Origin of the sequence: Agrobacterium sp. NPDC089420 (genome assembly GCF_044900305.1) — a bacterium.
Classification (GTDB): Bacteria; Pseudomonadota; Alphaproteobacteria; order Rhizobiales; family Rhizobiaceae; genus Agrobacterium.
Genome location: NZ_JBJDMY010000008.1, coordinates 170,004 through 187,597, shown reverse-complemented (window position 1 = coordinate 187,597; position 17,594 = coordinate 170,004). Strand labels below are relative to the sequence as shown.

14 protein-coding genes and 1 pseudogene are annotated in these 17,594 nt (G+C 60.1%); 5 read left to right on the top strand and 10 right to left on the bottom strand.

The window, feature by feature from the left end; all coding sequences use genetic code 11:
• The first annotated feature begins 98 nt into the window (after nt 1–98).
• Complete coding sequence (locus ACI2KA_RS14935; RefSeq protein ID WP_404503252.1) at nt 99–731, top strand: CatB-related O-acetyltransferase; 633 nt, start codon at nt 99–101, stop codon at nt 729–731.
• Between the two features lie 80 nt (nt 732–811).
• On the opposite strand, the gene pip is transcribed toward ACI2KA_RS14935, so the two are convergent.
• The 5 genes from pip to ACI2KA_RS14910 all read right to left on the bottom strand — a co-directional run bounded on the left by pip (nt 812) and on the right by ACI2KA_RS14910 (nt 3,918).
• Nucleotides 812–1,624 (bottom strand): prolyl aminopeptidase, encoded by an 813-nt coding sequence (gene pip / locus ACI2KA_RS14930; RefSeq protein WP_404503251.1) that lies wholly within the window; start codon nt 1,622–1,624, stop codon nt 812–814.
• Between the two features lie 125 nt (nt 1,625–1,749).
• A complete protein-coding gene (locus ACI2KA_RS14925; RefSeq protein ID WP_404503250.1) occupies nt 1,750–2,247 on the bottom strand; it encodes a GNAT family N-acetyltransferase in 498 nt (165 codons plus the stop codon).
• 64 nt (nt 2,248–2,311) lie between these two features.
• The gene (locus ACI2KA_RS14920; RefSeq protein ID WP_404503249.1) at nt 2,312–2,470 is read right to left on the bottom strand and encodes a hypothetical protein; all 159 of its coding nucleotides are present in this window, start codon (nt 2,468–2,470) and stop codon (nt 2,312–2,314) included.
• A 9-nt stretch (nt 2,471–2,479) separates the two neighbouring features.
• Nucleotides 2,480–3,202 (bottom strand): DUF6892 domain-containing protein, encoded by a 723-nt coding sequence (locus ACI2KA_RS14915; RefSeq protein WP_404503248.1) that lies wholly within the window; start codon nt 3,200–3,202, stop codon nt 2,480–2,482.
• A 119-nt stretch (nt 3,203–3,321) separates the two neighbouring features.
• Complete coding sequence (locus tag ACI2KA_RS14910) at nt 3,322–3,918, bottom strand: hypothetical protein (protein ID WP_404503247.1); 597 nt, start codon at nt 3,916–3,918, stop codon at nt 3,322–3,324.
• Between ACI2KA_RS14910 and ACI2KA_RS14905 the strand changes: the two genes are divergently transcribed.
• Nucleotides 3,917–4,318 carry a hypothetical protein gene (locus ACI2KA_RS14905; RefSeq protein WP_404503246.1) on the top strand — a complete coding sequence of 134 codons (402 nt, stop codon included), beginning with the start codon at nt 3,917–3,919 and terminating at the stop codon, nt 4,316–4,318. The two genes, ACI2KA_RS14910 and ACI2KA_RS14905, sit on opposite strands and share 2 nt — an antisense overlap.
• A gap of 33 nt (nt 4,319–4,351) precedes the next feature.
• The gene (locus ACI2KA_RS14900) at nt 4,352–5,317 is read left to right on the top strand and encodes a LuxR family transcriptional regulator (protein WP_404503245.1); all 966 of its coding nucleotides are present in this window, start codon (nt 4,352–4,354) and stop codon (nt 5,315–5,317) included.
• Nucleotides 5,318–5,628: 311 nt separating this feature from the next.
• On the opposite strand, the gene ACI2KA_RS14895 is transcribed toward ACI2KA_RS14900, so the two are convergent.
• Nucleotides 5,629–7,326 carry an SEL1-like repeat protein gene (locus ACI2KA_RS14895; RefSeq protein ID WP_404503244.1) on the bottom strand — a complete coding sequence of 566 codons (1,698 nt, stop codon included), beginning with the start codon at nt 7,324–7,326 and terminating at the stop codon, nt 5,629–5,631.
• Between the two features lie 458 nt (nt 7,327–7,784).
• On the opposite strand from ACI2KA_RS14895, the gene ACI2KA_RS14890 reads away from it, so the two are divergent.
• Together ACI2KA_RS14890 and ACI2KA_RS14885 are read left to right on the top strand one after the other, a co-directional pair.
• The gene (locus ACI2KA_RS14890) at nt 7,785–7,925 is read left to right on the top strand and encodes a hypothetical protein (protein WP_404503243.1); all 141 of its coding nucleotides are present in this window, start codon (nt 7,785–7,787) and stop codon (nt 7,923–7,925) included.
• 27 nt (nt 7,926–7,952) lie between these two features.
• A complete protein-coding gene (locus ACI2KA_RS14885) occupies nt 7,953–8,765 on the top strand; it encodes an HpcH/HpaI aldolase/citrate lyase family protein (RefSeq protein ID WP_404503242.1) in 813 nt (270 codons plus the stop codon).
• Between the two features lie 158 nt (nt 8,766–8,923).
• On the opposite strand, the gene ACI2KA_RS14880 is transcribed toward ACI2KA_RS14885, so the two are convergent.
• The 4 genes and pseudogenes from ACI2KA_RS14880 to ACI2KA_RS14865 all read right to left on the bottom strand — a co-directional run bounded on the left by ACI2KA_RS14880 (nt 8,924) and on the right by ACI2KA_RS14865 (nt 17,577).
• On the bottom strand, nt 8,924–9,679 hold the full coding sequence (locus ACI2KA_RS14880; RefSeq protein WP_404503241.1) for a sulfite exporter TauE/SafE family protein: 756 nt from the start codon (nt 9,677–9,679) through the stop codon (nt 8,924–8,926).
• A gap of 56 nt (nt 9,680–9,735) precedes the next feature.
• A pseudogene (locus tag ACI2KA_RS14875) lies at nt 9,736–9,976 on the bottom strand (ABC transporter permease); the annotation flags it as partial.
• A 69-nt stretch (nt 9,977–10,045) separates the two neighbouring features.
• Nucleotides 10,046–12,124 carry a penicillin-binding protein 1C gene (gene pbpC / locus ACI2KA_RS14870; RefSeq protein WP_404503240.1) on the bottom strand — a complete coding sequence of 693 codons (2,079 nt, stop codon included), beginning with the start codon at nt 12,122–12,124 and terminating at the stop codon, nt 10,046–10,048.
• Nucleotides 12,121–17,577 (bottom strand): MG2 domain-containing protein, encoded by a 5,457-nt coding sequence (locus ACI2KA_RS14865; protein ID WP_404503239.1) that lies wholly within the window; start codon nt 17,575–17,577, stop codon nt 12,121–12,123. Before ACI2KA_RS14865 ends, pbpC begins: the two co-directional genes overlap by 4 nt.
• Nucleotides 17,578–17,594: the final 17 nt, after the last annotated feature.

Below are 17,594 nucleotides of genomic sequence, written 5' to 3'. Positions count from 1 at the left end.
CGGGAGAAAATAGTTTGGCAGCAACAAAATCATCCGCAATTTTTCTATAGGATTCCGTCTCGGAACCGTTGACTAGCGGTATGCTTGAAAGGTCCTCCATGCCTCTTCTTGACGCAAATGCCATCCATCCGATTACTTTGCCGGACGGAACTGTATATCGGGAGACGGTGTATCTGAAGAACGTCATAGATCACCCCCGTATGGAGATCGGTGATTTCAGCTATTATACGCATGCTGGGAAACCCGACGAGACGGCCGTGATCCTGGCCCCCTACCTCGGTCACGGCGTGCGTGAGCGACTGGTGATCGGAAAGTTTGTGCAGATCGCGAGAGGAAGCTACTTTATTACCAGTTCAGCGAACCATCCAATGACTGGTTTTACCACCTATCCATTTCGCATCTTCAAGCCAGAGACGTTTGGTTACAAAGACCTGCCCGTCAAGGACACGATCGTGGACCACGATGTATGGATTGGCCAGAACGCGGCAATCATGCCAGGGGTTCACATAGGAGCGGGTGCGATTGTCGCTGCCGCTTCGGTCGTCGCCCGGGATGTACCACCCTACGCAGTTGTCGGCGGAAATCCAGCATCTATCATCAAAATGCGTTATTCGAATGAAGTCATCGGCGAATTGCTCCATCTCGCCTGGTGGGACTGGCCGATAGAGAAAATCGAAGCCAATCTGGCTGCGCTCAGCAGCGGCGACATGGCCGCGCTCAGACTGGCTTGAAGGTGAATGTTCGGCATTTCCGGCATCGGGATAGATGCCCGAAGCAACAGGTGTGCAATGCGCCGCTACAGTTGAGGAAGCTACGTCGCGAACCGATCCGTCGCTCTGATGAGTTGGTCCAGAATGCCGGGCTCGGTAGTCGCGTGACCAGCGTCCTCTACAAGGCTGAACGAAGCATCAGGCCATGCCTTATGCAGAAGGTAGGCGTTTTTCACAGGACACGGCATGTCATAGCGACCGTGAACAATCGCACCGGGAATTCCCTGAAGCCTATGAGCGTTGCGCAGGAGTTGTCCGTCTTCCATCCAGCAATCGTGAATGAAGTAGTGGTTTTCAAACCGTGCGAAGGCAAGGGCGTAGTGACCATCCCTGTACTTGGATGAGAAGCTCGGTTCCGGCAACAGCGTGATGGTCTCGCCGTCCCATAACGTCCAGGCCTTGGCTGCTTCAACCTGGACAGCAGGGTCGTCTGATGTCAGCAGCTTTCGATAGGCTCCGATCAGATCGCCCCTGTCTTCTTCAGAAACAGGTGCGATGAAGCATCCCCATTTTTCCGGGAAGATTTCGGAGACACCAAACTTGTAGTACCAGTCAAGCTCGGCTCGTGTGAGTGTATAAACTCCCCGAAGGATCAGCTCGCTGACGCACCCGGGATGGGTTTGTGCGTAAGCCATTGCCAGCGTTGATCCCCACGATCCGCCCAGCACCAGCCACTTCTGGACGCCAACGAACTCGCGCAGACGTTCCATATCAGCCACGAGGTGCCACGTCGTATTCGCTTCCAGGCTCGCATAGGGCGTCGAGCGTCCGCATCCACGCTGGTCGAACAACAAGACATCGTATCGGTCGGGATTGAACAGTCGTCGGTAGTCGGCGTTGCCACCCGTCGGCATACTGATGCTGGCTGCCGCGCGCTGCTGGCTGCGCTCGCGAGATACAGAAGTGGCACGTAGTCTTGCCTTCTGATCACAAATTGTCGAACGAGGTCAGGACGCAAAAGCGCTAAGTGCGCTCATCATTATTCGAGCGGACGTGACCTTCGAAACAACAAGCGGTTTCGATCGGGGAGATGACGGGCTAACATAAAACCCGCCTTCTCCAGAACTCGTTTTGAGCCACCGTTGTCTGGATGTGCCATAGCCCAGACTTCTGGAAGCTTGAGCTGATGATCCGAAACACCCAATGCTGCGCGAACGAGCTCGGAAGCATAACCCCTTCCCCAGGCCTCGGGACGAAAATAATACCCGACCTCAAAATCCCAACCCGGATCGAAAGGGTCTTCATATAGTCCACCCCATCCTATGATTCGGCCGTCTTCACGGCGTACGACAACCCATGGCGCACAGCCATCACGGCGTCTTCGCCATTCATGAACCAATACCCGCCGGCGGCACTCCCGAAGCGTTTTATCGCTATGGGTATGCTGCATTGCCGCAGGGTCTCCGAGGAATTCAAACAGCTCCGGAACGTCCGCCTTTTTTGATGGGCGCAGGATCAATCGTTCAGTTTCCAGCATAATCGCCACCTCCGACACGCATCGACTCAATAATTAGAAGGACAGCGTACGCGCAGAGTATTCGTCAATCGATTTCTGGTTCATTGATGACCACCAAGACCCAGAAGTCATCATCGTGCTCAGCACCAATAGAAGGCATCGACCCAAATCTTTTGTGAAGGTCGCTTTCGATGCCCTTGTTGACGGCCCGCTTGGCCGCGTCAATTTCCGAAAGCGTGCCCAAGATCAAGTTTCATTGGTATGCGGGGCGGTTCTCATCGTAACTGGATACCCAATGGACCCAGACGGAGACTCCCCTAGCCTTCAACGCTTCCATCACATGTCGATTGGGATGATCCGGAGTGGTCACCTCTGTGTAAAGCTGGTCGTCGAGGATACGGACGCTTCGTAGACTGGGCATGTCGAGCAGAGCCGGGATGTTCTCTAACCCAATTCCTGCATTGATGGTCTCGACCTTGAATGGCGGCAGGAGGTCACGAAGGTCGACAGTCCCGATCATCGACGTCAGATCAAGGCTCTTGATGTTCGGGCAGTGCTTGATCCCGGCAAGGCTGTTGATGTCAAAGATATCATCCTCTCCATCCCAGAAGAACCAGACATATCGATAGATGGAGTTCCCTCCATCTAGAACAAGCTCGTCGATCTGATACAGGAGGTCGGACGAGAGAGGGTAGCGATCCAGATAGGCTCGAACTGCGGGAATAGGCTTGTAGCCTTCGTTCTCAAGATCAACGGGCCTTCCAAGAACATGCTCAGCGAGCTGCTGTGGAGTTCCGAGATCGATCAGTTGCTTGTCGATCAGGCTGGATAGGATCGCCAGCTTCAGATTGGGATCATCGAACGGTACCCCCGGCCTATTTTCAGGCGCAGGGTAGCGTGATGCAGCAGCCACCCGAGACTGCCCAAGAGTTGCGAGAATAGCTCCGATGGCTAGAAGACCACGTCGTTTCAGCATAAATGTGCTTGTATCTCCATGACATTGAGCCCGTTGACCACGCTGAACTGCTGCATCATCGCAGTTCTAACCGAAAGTAACCTAACCGCAGTCCAGACACTGGCCGCAGCTGCCACCTTCTAGCCGGGTTTAGCCCTTGCACGGCTGAGCGCAGCAATGCACGCTTCTCGAATTTGCCACGCTGCCTCGAGGTCAAGTCCCTCGCGATCTGCGCTATTTAGCCAATCTGCAAGTACGCGTCGATGTACGATGGCCTTGTAGATACCCACGTCCTCTGGCGTGATCACTTCTTCATGTAAGAAATGTCGCTTATCGCTGTTTCGTGATCCTTCCGGCATGGTCACATCAATAACACCGCGATCAGTGCGCAGAAAGCAATGTGCTTCAGGTATAGCGGAGAGCCCGTTTTGGGCCAGTTCGGTTCCGACGCCCGGAGTGTTTTCTTCCGTCATTTCATAAACGCCCAGAACAAGTTCGATGACCAACCCGTTCTCTCGCGCAAGTGCCGCAAGGAAAGCATGCTTGCTACTGCACGTGCCTCTGCCCTCAGTCAGCACAATTCGAAAGTCCGGCTTGCTGGTGCGACCGTACGGAAGGCGCTGAACATATTCAACAGCCGCCGCAAACGTCTCCAGACCCCGCAGTCGAGCGGAGCGGCTCAATTCGCCATCCGACGTAAAGCGCATATTTGAACCTCGCGGAAACCTATCGGGCATGTTCGTCTCCAAAGCGTGTGAATTGTTCGATAGAACATGGCAGGTCTGGTTTCCACCCGGTTTCAGACATGCGCATATGAGTTCCGCCGCAGCCGTGAACGGCCATTATGGAATCCGTCGCCGCCGTCACGCGCCAAATCCCGCTGTCATCCGCTCGGATGACACGTTGCCAGATCGTTCCGTGCCACAATCCGAAGATCAAAGCTCTCACGAGGTAGTCATGGATATCTACGGTCTCGCTCTAGTTCAGGTTCGGAATTCAATGCGGGCGATTACCACCGCCCGCGACGAGGATTACTATTACTCGGAATGCATAGCTGCAATCGACGTCGGACCTGCGCTCCTTCGTGCAACCGCACTTGCGGCTGTGGTCGTCGTCGTGCTGAGTATGGCGGTTTAGCGTGAAGACTGATCAATCTGAGGGGATGGCCGAATGGCTGGAAGCGAGGCCGACAAGGCCGCGATACTAGCGGTGATCCATGCTGAAACCGAGGCATGGCTACAACGAGACTTCGAGGGTTTGAGGAGACATTGGCTTCATTCACCGCAGACCCGGCGAATGGAATATTATGCCTCCTTGGGTATCAGGATCGACGAAGGTTGGGATGCGATCGAGACGCGACTCAAAAACATCATTGAGCGATACCCTGAGAAGCGAGCATTCACCGACAATATTCGGTGGGAGAGGGTAAACATCGTTATCGCGGGGACTATGGCGTGGGTGACATATGACCAGATTGGCATCGATGGCGGTGAAGACCTTAAACGTGAGCTGAAAATCCTTCATAAGGTGGAGGATATGTGGAAGATCGGCTGTGTAGTGATGATGGAAAGCACCGTCGAACAGGCCGAATGTCCGCTGATAGAGGTTGATGAGGACGCGCGTGTTCTGTGGACGAACCGCCAAGCGCAGCTGCGGATACAAGACCATCAGGGCCTTGCGATGGCGACGGGTCGCATACGTGCTCGGCGGCCGCAGGCAGATCATGCACTCTGTGAGACGGTGCGCCTGGCGCACCATGAGCTGAAAGGCCAGACCAGGCTAAGTTTATCGCCGAAGCAAGCTTGGGCGGTGCCGCTCGGAGAAGACGAGGCTGGTGCGCCTATGCACTGCTGGGTCCTATTGGAAGATGGAAGGACCTTCGTTTCTTTCGAAGATGCGGAGACCGTCACGCGCCGAGTTAATGTGGCGAGGGAGGTTTATGGCCTGTCTGCCGCACAGATCAGGTTGGCACACCATATCGTCGCTGGAGATGACCTTGCCAGTGCAGCCAAGCAAATGGGCGTCAGTGTCAACACTGTCCGTACCCAGATGCAACGCATCTTCGACAAAACCGGTGTTCGTCATCAGGCAGCCCTAGTCCGAGCCCTTCTCAGCATGGAAGCGCGGAATAAGTGATCCGGCCGCAGGTGGACCATTTACCTCTCCCATCGCCTTAATGCGCTGACTTCCTCTGGCCATCTATGGCTCCTTCCAGGCCACGTCCCATCCCGGCACGTGTGCCTGTTCTTACAGCACAGATCGCAGAGGCCGACGATGGGGCAACCGAAGTGCATATTCAAAGCCTCGCGGCGACGCGCCCATCTGTTTTACAAAAAACGTTACGAAATCCATGATCGGGGCTTACAGCTGACTTGAACCACGCGTGGATGCATCAAGAGACAAAACAACCCGCACAAGCGATGTTCATCTGCGAGGCCCACCCCAACTTATCGCGGCCTCTTTCCCAACCGTTCAAACAGGCCGTCCAGGTCTGCGCGAGCACGGGCGATGTCGTCACCGTCGCCGTTGCGCTCTGCAAAAGCGACTTGCCGACGAAACAAATCCTCCGCGCCGGCATGGTCACCCGCCGAAAAGCTGGCAATCGCCAGATCGCGTAGCGTCGCGCCGATCACGTCGAGAATTTCATGCTGTTCGGCGATTGCCAGCCGTCGGCGCATAAGTTCCACCGACCTGTCTGGATGTTCGAGCGCGAACTCGTTCTGGGCGAGATTGCCGATTATACGCAACAGAGCCGGATCGTCCTTGCCGAAGACGATCTCGGCTCGTTCGAGAGCTTCCGCATTAAGCTTGCGCGCCTCTTTGAATTCGGCAGCTTCATGCAGACAGAAAGCAAGATCGGTCATCGCGGCGAGCACGACATTCTCCTCCGCTTCCGGGTCGGCCTCAACGATCGCCAGCGCGCCACGATGCAGATCGACCGCCTCCTGCCACTTACGATCACGGGCGAACGCAACGGCCCTGGCGGTCATCAGAGAAGCGCGTTCGGGTGGCGTCAGGAAGGGGTGCCGGTCATCGATCGCAAGCGCGGTTTCAACCGGCTCGATATAGGCGGGGTTACGCTGCTTCCACAACACGAAACCGCGGATCAGGCTCGATCTGCCCAGCACATGGGGTTGATCAGCGGCGGGGTTCTCCTCATCCTCGACCAGTTGCTCACAGACACGGGCGAGTTCCAGAAGCAGCGCCTCCACGCTGAAGCGCTTCTCCCGATCGCGGATCATGATCCGCAGGTCTTCGAGCCGTTGCTCGGGATCGTCGGCCGCAGAAAACTCCTCACCCATCCTTGTCAGTACCCGTTCGATTGCTTCATCCGCATCCTCACGGCCACCCATGCGCGCGCGGCGGTACAGATAGAGCGCCTCCTCCAGATCGTGCTCCGTGCCTTTGCCCTCCTCGTTGGCGACGGCGAGCGTGTAGGCCGCGCGGTCGAAACCGGCTTCAAGCGCGGCGAGAAGCAACTGGACGCCCTTTTCCGCATCCTGCTTCACGATCGTTCCATAATAATAGGCGACGCCAAGATTGTTGGCGCCACGCGGATTTCCGGCCTGAAAAGCGCGGCGATACCAATACAGCGCCCGGATCGGGCTCTTGCGGATACCGGTGCCGGTACTATAGCGATGGCCGAGGCTGACCATGGAATCGCTGTCGCCGAGGTGGGCTCCCCGGCTGAAGAGCTTGACCGCGCGGCGATGATCCTGTTTCAGCCCGGCCCTGCCATCGGTGTAAAAATGGCCGAGATTGCCCATGGCCGTGCCGCAACCGGCTTTGACGCCCTGCTCGTAGTAATCGCGCGCCTTGCCGAAATCGACCGGGAAAGGGCCGTCGCCGTGCTGGTACATGCTGGCGATATTGTTCATCGCGTCGCCATGCCCGAGCGCGGCGGCCTTTTCGTACCACTCGACCGCCACCACCCTATCGAGGGTGACGTTGGAATAACCCTGGTCGTAAATGTCGCCCAGTACGAATGCAGCATCGGCATCGCCGGAGATTGCCCGCTGCTTCAAATCGTCGAGTGGAACATCGTAAAGCCCGTGCCAGCGCTTTTCCGGCACAGGGCCTGCCATGCGCTTCTCGAAATAACGGTCTGCAAGCGTCGTCAGATATTTTGTCATCATGGATGGCATTTGGGGTCGTTTCCGGCTTTAGGCGAAAGTCTGTGATTGGTGCAAGAACGGGCTATTCCAGGGGAACCGACGCATTTTTTCATGACCGTAGACAAGTGGTTTCTGATAAAAAGCGCGCCAGATTAGAAGAAATCGCGAGAAAATCCCGCCTTTCATTTACGTCTTGCCCACGAGAGCCTGCTCGACGCGATATTCGCCACCGACAGCATGAGAAACAATGGGGACGCATGATGACGGTCGCAAGCACCATAGGTTTTACATCTCCCTGAGCCAGGAAATTTCCGACAGGACGCATCGGCAAGCGAGATTATCGCAGGAGATCGGAATGCGTCACTCCCATAAAGTCGCCCAATATCTTTAGCAGAAACGCCAGGGGCTCGGCTTCCTTGCGCCTGCATCCATGAACCAGTCTCTGGAGAACAGAGTGATGCGACAAATCTGTGGAGTTCAATCATCCTATGGCCGGCATCAACAGTTTCGCGCCCGCCGCACGCGAAGCAGTTTTCGGCGGCACGAACCATTCCGACACGGGGCGCAAAGGTGGTATCGAGGTGATTAGCGACTCTCTCGAAACCGCACGAGCCGAGATCGTCTTTTAAAGATGGCTGTTTCTGCAGGAGAATCCCATGCGAAAGAACAAGTTGAAGGAGATCTGGGCCGACGGGCGTCCGGTGCTGCATGGCTGGCTGTCGATCGCCAGCCCGTTCAGCGCCGAGATCATGGCGGCGCAGGATTACGACGCCATCTCCATCGACATCCAGCACGGCGCGGTCGATTACAAGGACGTACTCGGCATGTTTCAGGCGATGCGCGCCTCCGACAAGGTGCTGATGGCGCGGGTGCCCTGGCTTGACGCAGCCTGGATATCGAAGGTTCTGGATGCGGGCGCCTATGGCATCATCTGCCCGATGATCAACAACCGGGCGCAGGCCGAGCAATTTGTGCGATATATGCGATATCCCCCGCTCGGGGAACGCAGCTTCGGCCCCACTCGCGCCGTTTACGCCGCCGGCGGCAATTATGCCGCAGAGGCCAATGACGAAATCCTTGCCTTTGCCATGATCGAAACGGCGGAGGCGATGGACAATCTCGAGGAGATCGCCGCCACCCCCGGGCTTGACGGGATTTATGTCGGCCCGGCCGATCTCAGCTTTTCGCTTTCCAAAGGGCAGTTGACGCCCGCCTTCGACCGGGAGGAGCCCGAAGTCATCGCCGCCATCAAGCGCATTCGCGATGCCTGCCATCGCAACGGCATCAAGGCGGCCATCCATTGCGGCACGGCGGATTATGCGGCGCGTGCGGTGGAATGGGGTTTCGACATGACGACCGTTTCCGGCGATTCACGCCTTCTGGCAGCGGCAGCGGCGGAATCGACCGCGACCTGGCGCCGGCTGGTTGAAAAGACCACCCGAAAAACCGACGGCAAAGGGGGATATTGAACGCCGAACCTGGTTGGGGCCGGGAAATTCGATCCTTGCGGCCAGGCGGCTGAACGGATTATTTTTCCGAGCATATTTCGAGGGGACCAGGCCCGGCAATCGGAACCGGCGGCCTTGTCTGCCGTCACGATCCCGGCCGGCGGCAGCGCGCTGGCGCTCTAAAGCCCCGTCACGCCGTCCCAGATCAGCTTCACCGCCACCAGCGCCACGGACACATAGGTCAGCGGATAAAAGATCGAGGCGCGCATGTGACGCACCGTCCAGGCGCCAAGCCACGTGGAGGCGATCGCCAGCGGCACCATCAGGGCGGCACGGCCGAGATTCTGCGCGCCGAAACCGCCAAGAGCCGCATAAGGCACGAGTTTCAGGACATTGGTGATGGCAAAAAACATCACATTCGTGCCGGTAAAGACCTTCGGGTCCATGCGAAGCGGCAGCAGATAAACCTGCAGCGGCGGCGAGCCGGCATGGGCGACGAAGCTGGTGTAACCGGCAAGCAGGCTCCAGAACCGCCCCGCCATCGGCCGTTCCCTGGCGACCGTCGCCAGAACGCCTCTGGCGAGAACGACACGCAGCACGAACACGGCCGAAACCAGGCCGACAATCAGGCGCACCACGGCGTCCGAGGTAATCTCGGCGGTCATCCATCCGAGCCCGATGCCGACGACGGCCGCCGGCAGAAGCTGACGCATGATCCGCCAGTCGACCCAATTGCGCCACGCCGCCACGCCGACCATGTCCATGACGACAAGGATCGGCAGCAGGATGGCGGCCGCCGTAACCGGCGACATCACCAGCGCCATCAGCGGCACGCCGAGCAGGCTCATGCCACCGAGCCCGCCCTTGGAAAGCCCGACAAGGACAACGGCAAGCACGGTAACGCCCAGTTCCAGAGGAGAGTTGAAAAGGTTCACATGCATCTCCTCAGCATTGCCGCCGGCACCCCGCCGGGGCACCGCGCGCATGGATATCAGCCCTTCCGAAGCCGGGCTTTTTGACGGTGGGCATCAGCAACGACCGCGCTGACGATGATCAGTCCCTTGATGATCTCCCGATAGTAAGCATCCGCGCGCGGAAATGTGAAGCCCGACATCATCAGCCCCGGGCTCACCCTGCCGAAGACGCGACCCCGGCCGCCCGAAACGACGCCCCGTCGATGACCGCCGCGGCGAGACGGCATCGCGTCCGGACACAACGTCCATGCCGGCCTGACCGGCGATATTCGATTTGGCAAAAAAGCAGATATGGCGAAGCGCGTTGCAGCCGGCAGTCCGCAACGCTCACTCGATGAAAACGCGCACGCTCGAAGCGCGGCCATCGGCGTCGATCACCGTCAATGTCGAAAATCCCTGGCCTTCCGGTCGCCATTCGCTGTTGCGGCGGTGGGAAGCGTCCGGCAGGGGCCTGCCATTGGCAAGCCAGCGGAAAGGCGCACGCCCGCCCTGCAGCTTGAGCACCAGCGGCGAAATGCCCGACTGGCCGGAAAGCTCCACCCGCGCGCCCTCCGGCGGGTAAACGATGCGCGGGGCGCTTTCCCGTCTCGAGGCCGAAAGCAGGCCGCTGGCCGTCGTGGTGAAACGCCGCTGGTTGGCGGGAAGGTCGCTCACGGCAACACGCGCGACACCGGAGGGTGCGCCAGGCAGCGGCGTGATCGCCACACCGGATTTTGCAAAAGCCTCGAACAGGATCGGAGCCGCCGTCGCATAACCGGCAATGCCCGGCACCGCGCCATTGTCGGCCCGGCCGACCCAGATACCGATCACGTGCCGCCCGTCATAGCCCAGCGACCAGGCATCGCGATAACCATAGCTGGTGCCGGTCTTGTAGGCGATGCCACGCTGCTTCATGCCGAGCGGCGGCAGCACGCCGGAGAGAATATCGGAGACATTCCAGATCGCGGCATCGGAAAACAGCCGGTCACCCCCCAGCCGTTCCGGAGCCGAGCGGACCCCGTCGCCGAGACGCACGGGATCGCCGCCACCGGCAAGCCCGGCATAAAGCTGCACCAGATCGGTAAGAGAAATGCCGGCGCCGCCGAGTGCAATTGCAAGCCCCGGCGCCTCACTGGCGGGCAGCACAAGCCGAACGCCCGCCCGCCGGAACCGCACCATCAGCGCCGATGGGCTGACGGCATCGAGCAGCTTGACGGCAGGCACGTTGAGCGACAGTTGCAGCGCCTGCCGGATGCTGACATCGCCCTGATAATGCATGTCGAAATTACGCGGCCGGTAACCGGAAAAATCGGCCGGGCGATCCTCGATAATGGTTTCCTGCCCGACAAGGCCGTCCTCGAAGGCAAGGCCATAGATAAACGGCTTGAGGGTGGAGCCCGGTGAGCGAACGGCCCGGCTCATCTCCACGAAACCACGCCTTGCCGTATCGAGATAATCCGCCGAGCCGACTTCCGCCAGAATATCGCCGGTCTGCGCGTCGGCCATGACGATGGCGACGGAAACCTTGTCACCCAGCTTTTCCGCCGCATGACGGGCGACACCTTCCAGCTCCTGCTGGATCGGTAGCTTCAGCGTGGAGCGCACCTCGGCGGTATTTGGGAATTTCACCCGTGCGGCGACGGCCATATGCGGCGCATAGGCCGGAAGATCGCGCCGGCTGGCCGGCACACCCGCAAGCGCCGCACGCTCCGCCTCTCCCTCGCCCACCACGCGCTCGACGGCAAGCCGTTGCAGCACCCGCTCGCGCGCCTGCCTTGCCGCCTCCGGGAAACGGTCCGGGCGTCGCTTTTCCGGCAGTTGCGGCAGCGCCACCAGCAGGGCCGCCTCCGCCGTGTCGAGCCGGCCCGGCTCCTTGCCGAACCAGGCAAGGCTTGCGGCGCGAATACCCTCGATATTGCCGCCATAGGGGGCGATATTCAGATAAAGATCCAGAATCTCGGCCTTATCCAGCCGTCTCTCGATCTGGAGCGCGCGCGCAGCCTGCAGGATTTTCGCCGAAAACGACCGGTCGGCACGCGGCTCGATCAGCCGCGCCACCTGCATGGACAGCGTCGAGGCGCCGGAAACGATCCGGCCATTGCTGGCCAATTGCCAGGCGGAGCGCAAAAACGCCCAGGGATCGACCCCGTGATGTTCGTAGAAACGCTGGTCCTCATACGCTACCAGCATGCGCAGGAACTGCGGATCGACCTCGACGGCCGTCGTTTTCAGCCGCCAGCGTCCATCCGGGGTCGCGAAGGCGCGTAACAGCTTGCCGTCACGATCCAGCACCTCGAAAGACCGCTGCCGCGCAGCATCCAGCGGCGGCGGATAGGCCCTGTCGAGCGCATCGAGACCGAAGGCCGCGCCGCCGACAAGCAACGCGGCCGTCATGATGCCGACAATGATCGCCTTTTTTCGCCTCATGGGGTTGCCGAGCGCACCTCCATGCGGCCGGTTGCCGTGCGGGCGGCAAATTGCGGCCGGTACATATCCTCGACCGAAGCCGCCGGATGATCATAGGTGCCGGGGGTGACAGCGCGGACCACATAGGCGAGCGCAATCTCCGAACTGTCGCCGGCTGAGCGGTCAAAGGCCGCGACGAAACGGTCGTAGCGGAATTCGGTATGCGCCGCTTCCGTTTCCGGCAGCCAGTCGAAATTCGACAGCTCGGCAGAATTGACGAGGCTCGGATTGTCGATTTCGAAACCGGAGGGCAGAAGATCCGTCACCAGAATGCGCGACTGCCAGTTATTTTGCGGCACCACGTTCAGCACCACGACATAACGCTCGTTCTGCGTGACCTCGCTCGGGTTCACCTCCTCGCCATCCATGGAATAATAGGTGCGGGTGATGGTGAAGCCCTCGCCGCCGGCGGCAAGCGGCTGCGCCGGCGGCGCCACCGTGGTGACGACAGCCGTGACCGGATCGGCCGAGGCATTGGCGATCTTCAAGGGGGCCGCCAGCAATTCATCGCCGCTCATCCTTTTGCCGAAACCGCCGGTCTGCAGGTCGCCGTTCACGTCGAGCCGGATGTCCTTGTCCTCGCCTTTGACGGCACGGGCAGCCAGCAGCATCCAGGCCTGTTCCTGGGTGCTGGTATAGGGCTTCTTTTCCCATTCCTTGGCCACGGCACCGGCAAGCTGCGGCACGACGGCCGGAACCGGACGGCTTTCGGCCGCAAGCGCCAGCGTCGCTGCGCCATCGCGCAGGGCGGAGCCATAATCCGCTCTCGCGAAGCTGACATTGGTGGCACGGCTTGCCATGTCGAGCGAAGCGCCGAACACAGCCTTGGAACGGGCCTGATCGCCATAAAGCGAAAGGGCGGCGGCAACCTGCGCCTTGGCAAGCGGCGTCGGGAAATCGGCGAGCGCCGTATCCGCATAATATCGCAGATCGTTGATCGCCGCCTTGCGGTTGCGCGCCAGCACATAAAGCGAATAGGCGATCTCGTTGCCGCGATCCTTGACGTTGCTGTCATAGGACAGGCCGTTCTGCAGGTTGTTCAGCGCCTGCACCATGGCCGCTTCGGGCACGTCGTAGTTCTGCTCCCTCGCCCGGGTCAGGAAGTCGCTGATATAGGCATCCAGCCACAGATCGCCATAACCCGGCGACCAGAGGCCGAAACTGCCGGAGCTCGACTGGAAGGACAGCACGCGGTAGATCGCCTCCTGCACCCGACGGCGGGTATCGGGGTCTTCGGCCATGCCGCTATCCTTCGTCAGCTCCGAAAGGTAGAGCAACGGCAAGGCGCGGCTCGTCGTCTGCTCGGCGCAGCCGTAAGGATATTTGTCCAGCATCATCACCAGCGCCGGAATATCGAAGGCCGGCGAGCGCGTGACGTTGACGGCGACCGAAGAGCCGAGCAGCATGCTGTCGGCCAGAAGATCGCCGTTGATCGTCAGGCTGCTATTGGGCGCAATCTTGATTTCGCGCCGCGTTGTGACAGGCAGAACGGCCGGGCGCACCGGAACATTCAGCACCTGCTCCAGCGAGACACCTGATGCGTTGGAGACCTTGATGGTGATCGCTCCATTGCCGGGCTGTTCACCCGTCAGCGGCACTGTCAGTGACGACTTTCCACCCTTTTGCAGCGCCAATGTCTGCGACATCTCGCCCTGATCCACCGTCAAGGCCGTGTTGCTGGTCACATCCAGCCGGTAATCGCCGGCCTCGCCGTCGGTATTGGCGATATCGAGCCGCAATTGCGAGACATCACCGGGGGCGAGGAATTTCGGCGCGCTGGCCGTGACCACGACAGGATCACGAATGACCGCATCGGAGACCGCATGGCCAACACCCGTTTTTGTCCAGGCCACCGCCATGATGCGGGCGGTGCCGTTGAACTGCGGAATATCGAAGCTCACCGTCGCCTTGCCGTCAGCGTCGAGTTCGACCGGACCGGCAAAGAAGGCCACCAGCTTTTCGGTGGGCGGGCTGCCCTGAAGGGCCGCCCCGCCGCCGTCACCGCCGGTGCGCAACCGGCCGGTGGCGCCGAGCGAACCGTCAATCAGGCGTCCATAAAGGTCGCGGATTTCAAGCCCCAGCCGGCGCTGGCCGAAATACCATTCATCCGGCTTCGGCGGTTCATAGCGGGTGAGGTTCAGAATGCCGACATCCACGGCCGCGACGATGGCATAGGCCTTTTCGCCGACACCAGCGCCGGCAACCGTGATCGGAATTTCAATCGGCTGGCGCGGCAGCGTCTTCTGCGGCGCGCCGAGGGTGACGGCAAGCTTGCGCTCGGCCGGATCGACGGCGAGCCATTTGATGCCGATGGCGCGCATCGGCATGCGGCTTTCCTGCGCATCGCCGGGCCGGAACAGCGTGGCCGTGACGTAAGCGCCCGCACCCCATTCCTCGGTGACCGGAATGTCGATCTCGCCGCCATCCGCGCCGATCTCGGCATTCTGAACGGAAATCAGCTTCTCGGAACCGGAAGTGATCATCAGCTCGCCGGCAAAACGCGAGGAAACCTTGAGTTTGGCCGTATCGCCGATCTTGTAGCTCTGCTTGTCGAGAGCGATTTCCAGCGCATCCGGCGTTTCCGTCGAACTTGCCTCGACATAAAAACCGGCATCGAATTCAACGCTGGAAACAGGTGCGCCATTGCCCGCACCCTCCACTTCCAGCCGGTAGCGGCCCCAGGTGACGGGCACGGAAATCTCGCCGCCATTGGTATCGACCGACAGCGTGCCGGCTTCCTGCTGCTTGGTATATTCCACCGGCTCGTAACGCCAGGAATTGCCCTGACGATACCATTGATAGTTCCGCTCCACCTTGATGAGCTTCCAGGTAAGGCCATTCATCGCCTGTCTGGCACCGTCGGCGCTGACCCCGATGATGTGGAAACGGCCGACGGAATTCTGGGCAAGATCGCCGGAGAATTGCGGCTTGATGCCGATGACAGGGGCATCCGCCTTGATGGGCAACGTCAAGGAGCGCTCGACGGCGCGGCCGCCAGCCTCGCGCATACGCACGGTGATGTTGGCGGAAAGAAGCTGCGTGGTGGAAGGAAGGTCGGTCAGATCGACATTGAAGCTCGCCTTGCCCTCTTCATCCAGCGCGGGCAGATCGGCAAGCGTGGTGCGGTTTTCCTCTTCGCTTTCCTCATCGGCCAGACCGAAGAAATAACCTTCGAAATCGGCGCTGGTGCGCGTCGGCTTGATCGCGACCTCGCCTTCCAGCGTCAGGCCGGCTGCGGGCGCGCCATAGAGATAACGGCCATCGACGTCGATTGCGGTTTCCGCAGCCGGGTCGATCTGTTTTGCCTTGCTGGAAAGATCGAACTCGGTGCGATCCGGCACGAAATCATCGACGAGGAAGCTCTTTTCGCTGATGGCAGCCGTCTTCGGATCGGTATGGATGCGCAATGTCCAGGTGCCGCGCATGGCATTGGCCTGCAACGGCAGATCGACCGCATGGCCGCCAAGCGCCTTGCCATCGCTGACGAAGCGCCGGTCCTCGACACCGTCGGGGCGCGAGAAGATGAAAGTGAGCGGCAGATCCTCGATTGCCTTGCCGTCGACATCACGGGCAAGGGCTGCCGCATGCACGGTCTCGCCGGCGCGGTAGATGCCGCGCTCGGTCCAGCTGAACACGTCGATCGCGCCGGGGGCGGCACGTCCCGTCACGCCGCGGTCGGAGAGGTCGAAGCCGGCACGGGTCATGTCGAGGAAGATGTAATCCTTGTCGCCGTTGCGCGCCGTCAGGATTGCCGGCGCCAGCGCAGCGGTGCCGCGCATCAGGCCGGCCGAGAATACCGCACGGCCGTCCGCGTCGGTTTTTGCCGTGCCCAGTACCTCGTTATTCTTGGCGAGCAGCTGCAGATCCACATCCGCGAGCGGCTTGGCGCTGCCGAGTGCACGGACAAAGACATTCAGGCCGTCGGTTCCGGCATAGGTGGTGATGCCGGTATCGGACACCAGGAACCATTGCGTGGCGCGCGAATCCCAGGTTTCCGGCGCGGTGCCCGGCGGTACGGCGGTGAGCACATAGATGCCGGGTTTCCGCTCCGGGAGGGCCTCATCCACCGGGAAGCTCGTTATCACATCCTTGTTGAGATCGGGCTGGATATCGATCGAACCCTGCCAGACGAGTTCGCCGAGCTCGTTTTCGATACGGTCGGCATTGTAACCGTCCATCTGTGTCAGAAACTGCGAGTTCGCAAGCAGCGAGGTGATGTTGCGGTCACCGACGCGATAGAGCTTCAGATCGGCCTTGTCGGCATTCACAGAGACGATGGGGATGCCACGGCGCGCGGTGCCCGGCAGCACGAAATTCTCACCCGTGAAGCGCACGCTGGCGGCGCGGTCACGCACGTAAATGTCGAGATCGACCTGCTTTTCCAGCGGCTCGTCCACCGAAGACGGCAGGCCGGCGCGAAACGCGATCTTGTAACGCTGGCCATGGCTCAGGCCTTCGACGCAGATCTCGCTGCCCTTCGCCTCTATGGCCTTGGGAGCAGCGCCATCCAGCGTGATGAAGGAGGAATAATCGACACCGTTCTTCACCAGCGGTTCGGAAAACTGCACGCAGGCGCGCGGGCTGACGCTGTCCGTATCCACGGTATTATTGATGACGCGGAAACCCTGACGCGTGCGCAGATCGGCATAGGCCGCCTTGGTCTGCGCATTGTCGGTAAGCGCGAGGCTTTCCTTGTAGGCATTAAGCGCTGCGCGATAATTCTGGGTTCTTTCGAAGGCCTGCGCCAGCCGGTTCAGGGCCTCGGTGCGGGCGCTGACCGTGCGGCTCAGCTGATAGGCGTTGATGGCGGCAGACCCCGCCTGACCGGCAATCGCATAATTATCTTTGACCTGCGCCGCCTTTTCCGACAATTCAGCCCAAAGCGCACCGTCATCCGGCGTGATGGCAAGAGCGGTCTTGTAGGTTGTTACCGCATCGGGAATATTACCTGACGCCGCCTGCTGCCGCGCCGTTTCAACCAGCGCTTCCACCCCCTGTTCGGTCTCACCGTCATTGGCCGCAAGGCCGGATTTCAACCGGCGCGCTTCCTGCTGCAGGCTGTCCGTGACAAAGGACAGGCGCTGCGGCGCACCGATATCGGCCTCCGCAGCAGTTTCCACGATCTTGCCGGCAACGGCGCCCGGGAAAGCGTTCAGCCGATTAAAATCCGATTTGAGGAAGCACCATTTCACCTTGGGGTTGTAGGTGAACGCCTTGCAGGCAGCATCGCCAACGCAAATCTCGCCGCATTGCTCCAGCGAGACATTCTGCTCTGTGCGGAGATCGAAGCCGAAATAATCGCCATTTTGGGTGGTGACCACCTTCCGCGACGGTTCCGCCGCTGTGGCTGGAAGAAAAAACAGGCTGGTCGAAACCGCAACCAACGAAATCCGGACAAGCGCGCGCAACGACATCAGTTTTCTCCCCGCAA